The following is a 14,026-nucleotide window of genomic DNA, read 5'->3' as shown; positions in this document are numbered from 1 at the left end:
CGTCCCGCTTTCGGGACGGCTTTTCATTTGCCTTCTTTTTCTTCTATGATTACATGAAATCTCCATCCTTTACATATACTATCTCTAGGTTTTGGTAAAGACAGTCTGGCATACAGGAGGAGTAAAGGATGAATCAAAAAATAATGGCTGTGATAGCAGCAGGGAGCATGCTGTTCGGAGGCGCCGGTGTATATGCGGGAATCAACCTGCTTGAGATGGATAAGCCCCAGACTGCAGCAGTTCCCGCGACGGCCCAAGCTGACTCTGAACGGGATAAAGCTATGGACAAAATCGAAAAAGCGTATGAGTTAATTTCGAATGAGTACGTAGAAAAAGTAGATAGAGAAAAGCTGCTCGAGGAAGCCATCCAGGGAATGCTGTCTACGCTAAATGATCCTTATTCTGTTTACATGGACAAGCAGACAGCTAAGCAATTTTCTGATTCTCTTGATTCCTCATTTGAAGGCATCGGGGCTGAGGTTGGCATGGAAGACGGCAAAATTATTATTGTTTCCCCATTCAAGAAATCGCCAGCGGAAAAAGCCGGGTTGAAGCCTAATGATGAAATTATCAGCATCAATGGAGAATCGATGGCCGGCAAGGATTTAAACCACGCTGTGTTAAAAATAAGAGGAAAAAAAGGGTCCAGCGTTTCAATGAAGATTCAGCGGCCTGGAACGAAGAAGCAGCTGTCATTCCGGATCAAGAGAGCTGAGATTCCGCTCGAAACGGTTTTTGCATCAGAGAAAAAAGTACAGGGGCATTCTGTCGGATATATTGCCATCTCTACTTTTTCTGAGCACACCGCAGAGGATTTTGCAAAAGCGCTAAGGGAGCTTGAGAAAAAAGAAATAGAAGGACTTGTCATTGATGTACGCGGCAATCCGGGCGGATATCTTCAAAGTGTGGAAGAAATTCTTAAGCATTTCGTTACAAAGGACCAGCCGTATATTCAGATTGCTGAACGCAATGGAGATAAAAAACGTTATTTTTCAACATTGACCCATAAAAAAGCGTACCCTGTCAATGTGATTACGGATAAAGGAAGTGCCTCTGCATCAGAAATTCTTGCCGGCGCATTAAAGGAAGCTGGCCATTATGATGTTGTAGGCGATACGTCTTTTGGAAAGGGAACGGTTCAACAGGCTGTGCCAATGGGGGACGGCAGCAACATCAAATTAACGCTTTACAAGTGGCTGACGCCAAATGGAAACTGGATTCATAAGAAAGGAATTGAACCGACCATTGCGATTAAGCAGCCCGATTATTTTTCCGCCGGGCCCTTACAGCTGAAAGAGCCGCTTAAAGTGGACATGAACAATGAAGACGTCAAGCATGCGCAGGTATTGTTAAAAGGTCTCAGCTTTGATCCGGGACGTGAGGATGGCTATTTCAGCAAAGACATGAAAAAAGCGGTTATGGCTTTTCAGGATCAAAACAAGCTGAATAAAACCGGTGTGATCGACACTCGCACTGCAGAGACATTAAATCAGCAGATAGAAAAGAAAAAATCAGATGAAAAAAATGATTTGCAGCTTCAAACAGCATTGAAATCATTATTTGTCAATTAAAGGAGATGGTATCCCATCTCCTGTTTCTTTGTGCTTAAAGAGATTATGGATCATAAGTCACATAAAAAACGAGTTTTTGACAAGAAATTAAAAAAATTTTCACAAATAAACATTTATAAAGGACTGTTATTACCCGATATCAATATATGAGAGAGACTTTCTAACGAGTTAATATGCATTTAAAATGAAACTTTTGCAAGTTGCCTAGTCTTTGTTTACTTCATACAATATAAGAAGGTTCTAAAAAGAACAGTAATCAGGTTAATGGCAGCTGAACGACAGGTATTTAAAGAGTAACGTTAGCGAGAATGCTTGTTAGCACTCCAGTACTGCTGCTTATACTGGCCCGTGCTTATCTGTATAAAGAAAATGGGGGTTCACAATTGAAGAGGGCAAGTATTGTGCGTGAAAAAAAATATTATGAATTAGTGGAACAATTAAAAGACAGAACACAAGACGTAACATTTTCAGCTACAAAAGCACTAAGTCTTCTTATGCTGTTCAGCAGATATTTGGTCAATTACACCAATGTCGAATCAGTAAATGACATTAATGAGGAATGCGCCAAACATTATTTTAACTACTTAATGAAAAACCATAAGCGATTAGGAATTAATCTGACAGATATAAAAAGGTCGATGCATCTAATCAGCGGGTTATTGGATGTGGATGTAAACCACTATTTAAAGGATTTTTCACTATCGAATGTCACGCTGTGGATGACGCAAGAGAGATAAACTCTCCTGAGGATATCCAAGCCATTTAATATTTGATAGAATATGAGTAACATGTTTGGCTTGAGGCGGTGAGAGATAGTGTCTGTTCAATGGGGAATTGAACTGTTAAAAAGCGCGGGCTTGTTCTTCTTACACCCGCTTTTCTGGTTTTTTATCATCATAACCCTGGCTTTCGGCTATGTAAGAATCAAACGGGAACGAAAAACCTTTCATACAAGAATAGCAGATATTTATGATGATCTGAAATTTACATATACAAAGGGACTGATTCCAGGTCTTCTTTTGTCAGTTATTTTAGGTGGACTCGGAATATCGATTCCTCTCGGTTTACTTGCGATTATTGCCGTTATCACTGCAGCGGCAGCGTTCACTCTTCGCGCAAACTGGATGTCTGCTGCATATATCGTCAGTGTGAGTATGCTGATAGGTTTTGGACTGCAAATATATCAGGCGGAGCCCTTTCTAGAGAGATTTCCGCAAGGATTTGCAGTTGTTTGGCCGGCTGTGGCTGTGTTTCTAGGTTTGCTGATTATCACTGAAGGAGCGGTTGCTTATCGTTCTGCGCATGTGAGAACATCACCGGCACTTGTCGTAAGCAGCCGCGGTTTGCCGATCGGACAGCAGCTGGCAAACCGGGTTTGGCTTTTGCCGCTGTTCCTTCTCGTGCCCGGTAATGGTTTAGAATCGCACCTTAGCTGGTGGCCCGTGTTTACTGTGCCCGGCGGCTCGTTCCATTTTCTATGGATTCCTTACTTTGTCGGATTTGGACAAAGGGTACAGGGATCGCTGCCTGAAACGAGTATTAGGATCACAGCGAAACGCGTTTGTATTCTCGGTCTTGCCGTCGCAGTTCTCGGTGCAGCGAGCTTACTGTGGACGCCGCTTGCGGGTGCAGCGGTCTGTACTGCTTTGTTAGGGCGTATTTTTCTGTCCATAAAGCAAAGAGTGAATGATAACGCGGCTCCGTTTTATTTCTCGAAAAGGGATCAGGGCTTAATGGTGCTTGGGATTATCCCCAATACGCCGGCTGAGGATCTGGAATTGAAAATCGGGGAAATCATAACGAAAGTCAATGGCATACCGGTTAAGAACGTTTCTGATTTCTATGAAGCGCTCCAGCATAACCGTGCATATGTGAAGCTTGAAATTATCGGTTTGAATGGAGAAATTCGTTTTGACCAGCGAGCTTCTTATGAAGGAGAACATCATGAATTGGGCATCCTCTTCGTAAAGGATGACCGTGAAGACGAAGCAGCCGCTTCTGGATCATAAAAGGCAGCCCGGCACCGCAGGAAGATGCGATGCCGGGCTGTTTTGCGTTACGCTGAGTTTTTTTCTATCCGTGCCGTTTCATCAGATTTGATGCCCAATGAAACAAAAACGCCGATGATGGATACAGCAAAGAGAATCATAAATAGGATGTGATATCCCGAAATCAGGCCAATTAAGGCTGATGAAATGATGCTTCCGAAATAACGGAAGGTCGAGAAAATCCCGGATGCCACTCCTGACATACCGGGGTCTACTGTGGCAAGGGATGAAACCTGCATGCTGGTCAGACCGACTCCGGAAGCGAGCCCGCCAAGGATAAGAGAGAGCATGAGGAACAAGACAGAATGCGAGCTGCTTAACAGCAAAAATAATAGATTCGCACCAGCCATCATGGCAAATGAAAGAAAAATGATTTTTTTTGCTCCCCATTTGTAATGGAGCTGCGCGCCCACCCAGTTGCTGGCTGACATGAAGATCGAAAATACAGAAAGCGCCATCCCGCTGTTAGACGTATTAAGCCCAAATTGGCTCGTCATAAATAACGGCATAATCAATAAGACGGCATACATCATCAAATTGCTTAACAAGACTGATAGATTCGCATTTGTAAAGGTTGAGCTTTTAAACAGTGCAAAGTCAATGATGGGGTGCTGGGTACGTTTTTCTCTTCTGAAAAAAAGCGGAACAAAAAGAAGTATCAATACACTGTATACCGCATATCCCCATGGAGCCTCATTTTTCGTCAGCAGGATAATGGAAACGATGCTGCCTGCAAGCAAGAGAGAGCCGATGATATCCAGCGGCGCGTCAGATTTATTTTCTTTATATTGAGGAAACATCGTTAATGCCGTAAATAAAGCAATGGCGAGGAACGGGATGTTGACCCAAAAAATCGAATGCCAGCTGAAGCTGTCAATCAGTATAGAGCCGATAAAAGGCCCGAGTGCTGCACCAAGTCCCGCGCCCAGTCCGAAAAATCCAAACACTTTCGGTAGGCGTTTTTCAGAAACAACATGCCGGATAATGGCAATGCTGTTTGGCGTAAGCAATGCCCCGCCGACAGCCTGCAATGCCCGAAAAACAATTAACAGGAGCAGACTCGGTGAAAGGGCGCAGCCTAGAGATGCGATTAGAAAAAGGCCGACTCCCCATAAGTACATTGTTTTATTGCCGTACATGTCACCGAGCTTCCCTGCAATCGGCTGTGTGACTGCCATCACGATTAAATAAACGGTAACCACCCAAGTGATGCTTGCGATGGACTCGTTATACGTATGGGAAATAGATGAGAGCGCGACCGCGATCATCGTTGAGTTAATGGGAACCAGAATGGCCCCCAATAATAGCGAGACGATCAGCGCCCATTCTTTTCTTGAACTCATTGGGATCCTCCTTTTTATTATGCCAAGGAGTTAATCAGCAGAAATTCCTTTGACAAATAGAGCTGTGCTGTGCTCCAGCATTTTTTCCTGGGGCATTGATATGACCCGGTCTCCTAAGTGGAGACGGTGAATGAAATAACCGAAGATAATCGACATGAACACGTCGGCATGCTCCGCTTCATTTCCTGTCTGAATAACCCCTTTCTCACCCATTGTTTTGAGATAATCAACCAATAGCTGTTTCATAGATTGGGGATATTCAGTGACGTGGTTAATGACATCCTGAAACAAGGCCGGTTCACGAAAGCTGATTTTAATGATATCTTTTCTATGTTCGAGCTCCTCCAAGAGACAGGTTCCGATATGAAGCAGGTCTTTGTACAAATCCCCTTCTGTTTGTTCCAAAATGCTGCCTCTGTTTGAAGAATGCTGAGAAAGCAAAGCCTCAACTAGTCCTTGTTTGTTTTTAAAGTTCCTGAAAATCGTCGCTTCACTTACATTTGCTTTTTCTGCAATTTCTTTTGTAGTTGTTGCGCGATATCCTTTTTTGACGAGCAGCTGCATGGCAGCGTCAAGGATTCTCTTGTTTGTCGGTCTCAATACGTTTCACCTCACGAGTATACTGGCAGGACAAGTATACACCCGCCCCGCTTGTATAAGAAAGAGGGGGACGCATCAGGACCGGCTGACAACTGTGATTTTGCCACTGCTTCCGTCAACAGTGATGATGTCACCGTCTCGCAGTCTTTCGGTTGCCGTGCGTGTGCCGAGAACGGCTGGAATGCCGTATTCACGGGCAATAATCGCAGCGTGAGACAAAATGCCGCCTGTGTCTGTAATAATCGCTTTGGCGTCTTGAAACAGGCTGGTCCATAGCGGTGTGGTCATCTTGCAAACGAGTACGTCCCCAGGCGCGAATTGAGAAAATTCATTGGCGTCCCGAATGATTTTCACCGGACCTGTCGCAATGCCGCTTGATGCCGCAATGCCAAAAATATGATTGTCTGTGTTTTTTTCATCCTCTATCACAGCGCCGACAATTTCTTCAGCAGCTTTGAGCTGTTCTTTTGTCGGGGTGCCGAGGTAGGCTGGGGCTTGGGCCAGCTCATACTCATGAAAAATCTGTCTGCGTTTTTCAGCCTTTTCTTGCAGGGATACAGGGTGAAGAAGCGCTTGTTCCACTTCGTCATCATATAAGAACCAAAGGTCCTCCCGATCTTGAATGACACCGTTTTCCGCCAGCAATTCACCTATCTTCAGCAGAAAGATTCTCGCCTTGGCATCCAGCATGGCGTCAATATAAAAGTGGTGATCATCTTTTATATTTGCAGAGTTCAGTGTCCATTGATAATAGCGGTCAAATTCGGTGCGTAAACCGGGATCTTCTATGCTTTCCAAGAATTCATTGTATAATTTCTCTCGTTTTTCTTTCGTTTTCTGAAATTCATTGTCAAAATGATAGCCATTACGGACATAATTTTGAATATTGGCCAGAGCGAAATACGGATTTTCCACCCAGATTTGTTCAATCAGATCATGACTTTTAACAGATCTCCATCCGTATTCTTGCAAGAATTCATGGACGTTCTTCAGGAAGTGTCTTCCCTCATCTGTTTGTTCCAATTTCTCCTGGAGCTGTTCAGGCTTGTTGTTTTCAAAAATGGCCAGAAGGTTCGGGTTCTCCTGAACTTCCACAGAAAATAGCCATAAGCAACGGTCCGTTTCCAGTGATTTGTTCATTTTTCCTGTCAGCATCTCGTAAAAATGAGCGTTTTCGGACTCTCCTTGAATGTCCTGATACATCGCTTGCAGTTTGTTTGTTAAAAGGATTTGCGGGAAAACGATATTGAAGTGCTCTTCATAAGCCGTGAGATAAAAGGCCTTTAGTTTTTGAAAAGCATCCAGTGCGCTTTCTGCGGTATGCTCAGTTTGTGCGAGCTGGTCCAGTGTCCGGTAAAAAGGGAGGTATGTGTGATTGATGATGTCATACATATGCTCCGATAAAATCGGGAAAAACTCTTTGCCGCAGTCTTCAGAAGGAGGCTGCTGTCCGCCTTGGTTTTTGGAATAAATATGTCCGCGATAAAGTTTTACTTCATCAACAACTACACCAATCGGAAACTTTTGCATGCTCTTCTTCAAGCCATATTCCAATGCCGGCACGATGAAGGATGAAAATAACGGACTCACCGGACCTTCAATATTAGACTCCATGTTAAGCCAGAAATCATTCATATCAGCGTCGGTAATCATGAAGCTGCGTTTTTCTTCTGCCGCCTTTTTGTCCTGATCAATGGTTGTAATCGGACGAGCTTGCAGAAGGTATATTTGATGATCAGCAATTCCAAATTCTATATCGACAGGATATCCGTACAGGTCTTCGGTTTTTTTTGTGATTTCAGCCAATTCAATCACTTGTTCATCTGTAAGGCAAAAACGGCTGCGCATGTCTTCACTCGTTTCTTTTTCAGCAATTCCTTCTGCCGCAGACTCCATGTAGATTTCCTTTGCACCTATTTCTTTCTGAATCTCAAACGAAGATTTATTAACAATGAACGTGTCTGGGGTAACACTTCCTGAAACAACAGCTTCACCCAACCCGTAGCTGGCGCTGATTAAAAGCTCTCTATTATCATGGGTAACAGGGTTGCGGCTGAAGATAACACCTGACATTTCTGAATCGATCAGCCCCTGAACGACTATTCCCATTAACGGCTCTGCGATTTGATTGTTCATTTTTTTCTTATAGCTGCTGACCCGCCCAGAAAAAAATGAGGCCCAGCATTCTTTCACTTTAGCCAGAAACTCTTCCTCTGTTTTGATATTTAAGTAGGTTTCATATTGACCCGCGAATGAGGCGCCTTCTAAATCTTCCGAGGCAGACGAAGAACGCACGGCTACGGATCGATATGATTCTCTAAGCTTATAAAAGGAACTAGTCAGCTCATTTTTCAGCTCATCCGAAAATGTTCCGGAAATGATCTCGCTTTCGACGTTTTCACTAGTCTCTTGAAGCTGGTTGTCCTCCATAAAACGTGCGAGCGCATTCGTTTGAATAATAAACCCGTCCGGAACAGGAAGACCGTGTTTGGTCAATTTAATCAAATTCATTCCTTTTGCTCCAGCCAGCTGGCTGGACTCTTCTGCCTGGCGAAATAAAACAGAATACATATTTGAAACCCCTCTTTCCTTCATTTTGTTTTTCTCTCTAGTTTTTATGACGGAGCCAGTGTTCAAAAATGATAGTGAACACTATCGTTCAATTGTAGGTTTTCAGGAAAATGCTGTCAAACGCAGAAAGTCCTAAATAAAATGAATAGTTAAGTTAGTTAGATTATCATGAAAAATGCGGCCGTACTGGTACTGTATGCCTATTTTCTTTTATTCTCGGAATCTGGCGGCGGACTTGATGATGTAATAAAAAAAGTGCCGCTGATTAGAACAGCAGCACCATGGAATAAGTTTTGACCGGCACCAAAATGCAAATATGGTGATTGATTTTGGCTGAAAAGGGGTATGGTGTAGCAGAGGGAGCGAATGCACGATTGTCCGATTCTTCATTTTTTACTATAATCAGATCAGATGAAGAATCCCTGAGGAGGGTTTTTGTTGATTACAAAAGCCGTTTTTGCATTGTTTTTCCCTTTTATGCTTGTTGTTCTATTTACTAGAGTCACCTTTAATCATTATGTGGCGATCGCTTTAACAGCTGCATTGCTGTTTGCCTCTTATTTAAAAGGCTATACAGAAACGTATTTTATTGTAGGATTGGATGTTGTGTCTCTTGTGGCTGGGGGACTGTATATGGCCAAAAAAGCTGCAGAGAAAAAAGAAGAATAAATCGGACATAATGAATATAAAGACTGAAAACCTGCTTTTACGTTTTAAAAGCAGGTTTTTTATACACAAAAACAGCTGGAAATAAAAAACCACCGAACTTTAGTTCGTATTTTTGGTGATTTTGCTTTCCATTGTGTTACTATATCTATAGGAAGATTTCGTTAAAGAAACGGAGGCTTATTTTTGTGAAAGATCGCTTTGAGTTAGTCTCGAAATATCAGCCCCAGGGAGATCAGCCGAAAGCCATTGAAAAGCTTGTGAAAGGAATTCAGGAGGGCAAGAAGCATCAGACTCTGCTGGGTGCGACAGGAACTGGGAAAACATTTACGGTGTCTAATTTGATTAAAGAAGTCAATAAGCCGACTCTCGTGATTGCCCATAACAAAACCCTTGCTGGACAGCTTTACAGTGAGTTCAAGGAATTTTTTCCGAACAATGCTGTCGAGTATTTTGTCAGCTACTATGATTATTATCAGCCGGAGGCGTATGTGCCTCAAACGGATACATTTATAGAGAAAGACGCTAGTATTAATGATGAAATTGATAAACTGAGACACTCCGCCACATCAGCTTTGTTTGAGCGCAGAGATGTCATTATTATTGCGAGTGTGTCTTGTATATACGGCCTCGGTTCGCCTGAGGAATACCGGGAAATGGTTGTGTCACTGCGGACTGAAATGGAAATTGAGCGCAACGAGCTGCTCAGAAAACTTGTAGACATCCAATATGCCCGCAACGATATCGACTTTCAGCGCGGTACATTTCGTGTGCGCGGGGATGTAGTGGAAATCTTTCCGGCATCTCGTGATGAGCATTGTATCAGAGTTGAATTTTTCGGTGACGAAATCGAACGGATTCGGGAAGTGGATGCGCTGACAGGAGAAATTCTCGGCGACCGAGATCATGTTGCGATTTTCCCGGCTTCCCACTTCGTAACGCGGGCCGAGAAAATGGAGAAGGCGATTCAAAATATCGAGAAGGAGCTTGAGGAGCAGCTGAAGGTCATGCACGAAAACGGAAAACTCCTTGAAGCGCAGCGTTTAGAGCAGCGGACAAGATATGATCTTGAAATGATGCGTGAAATGGGTTTCTGCTCCGGCATCGAGAACTATTCAAGACATTTGACTCTGCGGCCTCCAGGTTCAACGCCGTATACGCTTCTTGATTATTTCCCAGACGATTTTATGATCGTGGTGGATGAGTCGCATGTGACAATTCCTCAGGTGCGCGGCATGTTTAACGGAGACCAGGCGCGGAAACAGGTGCTCGTGGATCACGGCTTTCGGCTTCCATCAGCGCTTGATAACCGTCCGCTTCGTTTTGAGGAATTTGAAAAGCATATGCACAATATCGTGTATGTATCAGCAACACCAGGGCCGTACGAGATTGAACATACAGATGAAATGGTCGAACAGATCATTCGTCCGACGGGGCTTCTTGACCCACTTATTGACGTACGTCCAATCGAAGGCCAGATTGACGACTTGATCGGCGAAATTCAAGCAAGAATCGAGCGGAATGAACGGGTGCTTGTGACAACTTTGACGAAGAAGATGTCAGAGGATCTGACCGATTATTTAAAGGAAATCGGCATTAAAGTAAACTATCTGCATTCTGAGATCAAAACGCTTGAACGGATTGAAATTATCCGCGACCTTCGCCTTGGCAAGTACGATGTGCTTGTCGGCATCAACCTGCTGAGGGAAGGTTTGGACATTCCCGAAGTATCCCTTGTTGCGATTTTGGATGCGGATAAGGAAGGTTTCCTTCGTTCGGAGCGTTCGCTGATCCAGACCATTGGACGGGCAGCGAGAAATGCGGAAGGCCGCGTCATTATGTACGCCGATAAAATAACGAAGTCTATGGAAATTGCGATTAATGAAACAAAACGCCGCCGCGAGCAGCAGGAGCGGTTTAACGAAGAGCACGGCATTACGCCGAAAACGATAAATAAAGAAATTCGCGATGTCATTCGTGCCACAGTAGCAGCTGAGGATAAAGCGGAATACAAAACAAAAGCCGCGCCGAAGCTGTCGAAAATGACGAAGAAAGAACGCCAGAAAGTCGTTGAACAGATGGAGCATGAAATGAAGGAAGCCGCCAAGGCGCTTGACTTTGAAAGAGCCGCGGAGCTTCGCGATTTACTTTTAGAGCTAAAAGCGGAAGGATGATGAACAAATGGCTATGGATCGGATAGAGGTGAAGGGAGCCAGGGCGCATAACCTGAAAAATATAGATGTAACGATTCCGAGAGATCAGCTTGTCGTTGTCACGGGTTTGTCCGGATCAGGTAAATCCTCCCTTGCCTTTGACACGATATATGCTGAAGGACAGAGACGGTATGTCGAGTCGCTGTCTGCTTATGCCCGCCAGTTTTTAGGGCAAATGGATAAGCCTGATGTGGATGCAATTGAGGGGCTCTCTCCCGCCATCAGCATCGATCAGAAAACAACGAGCCGCAATCCGAGGTCTACTGTCGGTACGGTAACTGAGATTTATGATTATCTGCGTCTTTTATATGCGAGAGTAGGGAAGCCTCATTGTCCGGAGCACGGAATTGAGATTACATCCCAGACCATCGAGCAAATGGTGGACAGAATTCTGGAATACCCGGAACGGACGAAGCTTCAGGTGCTGGCGCCGATTGTCTCGGGCCGAAAAGGCGCTCATGTCAAAGTGCTTGAACAGATTAGAAAACAAGGCTATGTCAGAGTCAGAATTGACGGCGAGATGGCTGAGCTTTCCGACGATATCGAATTAGAAAAGAACAAGAAGCATTCCATTGAGGTAGTCATTGACCGGATTGTCGTGAAAGAAGGCGTGGCAGCACGGCTGTCAGATTCATTGGAAACGGCGCTCCGTTTAGGTGAAGGACGGGTTATGATCGATGTCATCGGTGAGGAAGAGCTGATGTTCAGCGAGCATCATGCCTGTCCGCACTGCGGATTTTCAATTGGTGAACTTGAGCCGCGTCTGTTTTCGTTTAACAGTCCGTTCGGGGCGTGTCCGACGTGTGACGGTCTCGGAATGAAGCTTGAAGTGGATGCCGATCTTGTCATCCCCAATCAAGATTTGTCATTGAAGGAGAATGCGGTCGCCCCTTGGACACCGATCAGCTCACAATATTATCCTCAGCTGCTTGAGGCAGTCTGCACCCACTACGGGATTGATATGGATGTGCCGGTCAAAGATTTGCCGAAGCATCAACTGGATAAAGTGCTGTACGGCAGCGGAGATGACCTGATTTATTTCCGATATGAAAATGATTTTGGACAAATCCGTGAAGGTGAAATTCAATTTGAAGGCGTATTGCGCAACATTGAAAGACGATATAAGGAGACAGGCTCCGATTTCATCCGTGAGCAAATGGAGCAGTATATGTCTCAGAAATCTTGTCCGACGTGCAAAGGCTATCGGTTAAAGAAAGAGGCGCTTGCCGTACTGATTGACGGCCGCCACATTGGAAAAATTACCGAGCTGTCTGTCGCAGACGCACTTGCCTTCTTTAAAGATCTCACCCTTTCTGAGAAGGATATGCAGATCGCCAATTTGATTTTGCGCGAAATTGTGGAGCGCTTAAGCTTTCTGGACAAAGTCGGCCTCGATTACCTGACATTGAGCAGGGCAGCGGGTACATTGTCCGGGGGAGAGGCGCAGCGCATCAGGCTGGCGACTCAAATTGGCTCGCGTTTATCCGGTGTGCTTTATATTTTAGATGAGCCGTCTATCGGTCTGCATCAGCGTGATAACGACCGCTTGATCAGCGCTCTGAAAAATATGAGAGACCTCGGGAACACGCTGATTGTTGTCGAACATGATGAGGACACGATGATGGCAGCAGATTATTTAATAGACATTGGACCGGGAGCCGGCATTCATGGCGGACAGGTGACATCTGCGGGTACGCCGGAAGAAGTGATGGAAGATCCAAACTCATTAACGGGCAGCTATTTATCAGGGAAAAAGTTTATCCCATTGCCTCCTGAAAGAAGAAAGCCGGACGGACGTTACATTGAAATTAAAGGTGCTTCAGAAAACAACCTGAAAAAAGTGAATGCCAAGTTCCCGCTTGGGACGTTTACAGCAGTTACAGGTGTTTCCGGTTCAGGAAAGAGTACACTCGTTAATGAAATTTTGCATAAGGCGCTGGCGCAAAAGCTTCATAAAGCGAAAGCGAAGCCCGGCAGCCATAAAGAGATTAAAGGTTTGGATCATTTAGACAAAGTCATTGACATTGACCAGGCGCCAATCGGAAGAACGCCGAGATCCAACCCTGCGACATACACCGGTGTATTTGATGACATTCGTGATGTATTCGCGCAGACAAATGAAGCGAAGGTCCGCGGCTATAAAAAAGGCCGTTTCAGCTTCAACGTGAAGGGCGGACGATGTGAAGCCTGCCGCGGAGACGGGATTATTAAAATAGAAATGCACTTCCTTCCTGACGTATACGTTCCATGCGAGGTGTGTCACGGCAAACGCTATAACCGTGAAACGCTTGAAGTGACGTACAAAGGAAAAAGCATCTCTGATGTGCTTGATATGACGGTTGAAGATGCTCTTTCTTTCTTTGAAAATATCCCGAAAATCAAACGTAAGCTCCAAACCCTTTATGATGTTGGTTTAGGTTATATTACGCTCGGCCAGCCGGCGACGACCTTGTCAGGCGGAGAAGCGCAGCGCGTGAAGCTCGCATCAGAGCTGCACAAACGCTCGACCGGACGCACGCTCTACATTTTAGATGAGCCGACGACAGGTTTGCATGTCGACGATATCGCCAGGCTTCTTGTCGTGCTGCAACGGTTGGTAGACAACGGAGACACTGTACTGGTTATTGAGCATAACCTTGATATCATTAAGACGGCCGATTACATTGTGGATTTGGGCCCGGAAGGCGGAGCCGGGGGCGGAACCATTGTCGCGTCAGGAACGCCTGAGGAAATCACTGAAGTGGAAGAATCATATACAGGCCGTTATTTGAAGCCTGTTATCGAACGTGACAAAACACGCATGAAATCGCTCTTGAAAGCGAAAGAAACAGCTACATCTTAAAACCCTCTGTTAAGAGGGGACAGCTTGTCAGCAAGTCCATCCTTGGACTTAGCAGGCAAGCTTTTTCTTTACGGCATAATAGGTTTAGAATCGTCTTTGGGTAAAATTTCTTTGGGAAAACGCCTAAACATTTACAAATTGCTGTCGATATATGAATTGAAAGGCGGATGAA

Annotated in this window: 9 protein-coding genes; 6 read left to right on the top strand and 3 right to left on the bottom strand. The window is 44.7% G+C overall.

Going from position 1 to position 14,026, the window contains the following annotated elements; all coding sequences use genetic code 11:
- Positions 1-128: 128 nt before the first annotated feature.
- The 3 genes from ctpB to minJ all read left to right on the top strand — a co-directional run bounded on the left by ctpB (position 129) and on the right by minJ (position 3,580).
- Complete coding sequence (gene ctpB, locus AC0OMA_RS17925) at positions 129-1,571, top strand: carboxy-terminal processing protease CtpB (RefSeq protein ID WP_474222310.1); 1,443 nt, start codon at positions 129-131, stop codon at positions 1,569-1,571.
- 383 nt (positions 1,572-1,954) lie between these two features.
- Complete coding sequence (gene swrA, locus AC0OMA_RS17920; RefSeq protein ID WP_015251121.1) at positions 1,955-2,308, top strand: swarming motility protein SwrAA; 354 nt, start codon at positions 1,955-1,957, stop codon at positions 2,306-2,308.
- 78 nt (positions 2,309-2,386) lie between these two features.
- Positions 2,387-3,580, top strand: coding sequence for a cell division topological determinant MinJ (gene minJ, locus AC0OMA_RS17915; protein WP_003228042.1), 1,194 nt, complete (start codon positions 2,387-2,389; stop codon positions 3,578-3,580).
- Positions 3,581-3,627: 47 nt separating this feature from the next.
- Here the strand turns inward: minJ and AC0OMA_RS17910 are convergent, their stop codons facing one another.
- The 3 genes from AC0OMA_RS17910 to AC0OMA_RS17900 form a co-directional block, all read right to left on the bottom strand.
- Positions 3,628-4,962 (bottom strand): MFS transporter, encoded by a 1,335-nt coding sequence (locus tag AC0OMA_RS17910; RefSeq protein ID WP_251217497.1) that lies wholly within the window; start codon positions 4,960-4,962, stop codon positions 3,628-3,630.
- 30 nt (positions 4,963-4,992) lie between these two features.
- A complete protein-coding gene (locus AC0OMA_RS17905; RefSeq protein ID WP_430630423.1) occupies positions 4,993-5,562 on the bottom strand; it encodes a TetR/AcrR family transcriptional regulator in 570 nt (189 codons plus the stop codon).
- Positions 5,563-5,637: 75 nt separating this feature from the next.
- Complete coding sequence (locus AC0OMA_RS17900) at positions 5,638-8,133, bottom strand: PEP/pyruvate-binding domain-containing protein (protein WP_474222309.1); 2,496 nt, start codon at positions 8,131-8,133, stop codon at positions 5,638-5,640.
- A gap of 438 nt (positions 8,134-8,571) precedes the next feature.
- On the opposite strand from AC0OMA_RS17900, the gene AC0OMA_RS17895 reads away from it, so the two are divergent.
- From AC0OMA_RS17895 to uvrA, 3 genes are all read left to right on the top strand, one after another.
- On the top strand, positions 8,572-8,802 hold the full coding sequence (locus tag AC0OMA_RS17895) for a CsbA family protein (protein ID WP_003228053.1): 231 nt from the start codon (positions 8,572-8,574) through the stop codon (positions 8,800-8,802).
- Between the two features lie 185 nt (positions 8,803-8,987).
- Positions 8,988-10,973 (top strand): excinuclease ABC subunit UvrB, encoded by a 1,986-nt coding sequence (uvrB, locus tag AC0OMA_RS17890; RefSeq protein WP_003228054.1) that lies wholly within the window; start codon positions 8,988-8,990, stop codon positions 10,971-10,973.
- Between the two features lie 7 nt (positions 10,974-10,980).
- Positions 10,981-13,854 carry an excinuclease ABC subunit UvrA gene (gene uvrA / locus AC0OMA_RS17885; RefSeq protein ID WP_014478114.1) on the top strand — a complete coding sequence of 958 codons (2,874 nt, stop codon included), beginning with the start codon at positions 10,981-10,983 and terminating at the stop codon, positions 13,852-13,854.
- Positions 13,855-14,026: the final 172 nt, after the last annotated feature.

It is taken from the genome of Bacillus sp. AMCV2 (genome assembly GCF_056033925.1).
The sequence above is the reverse complement of the archived record's forward strand: the minus strand, read 5'-3'. Positions and strand labels throughout refer to the sequence as shown.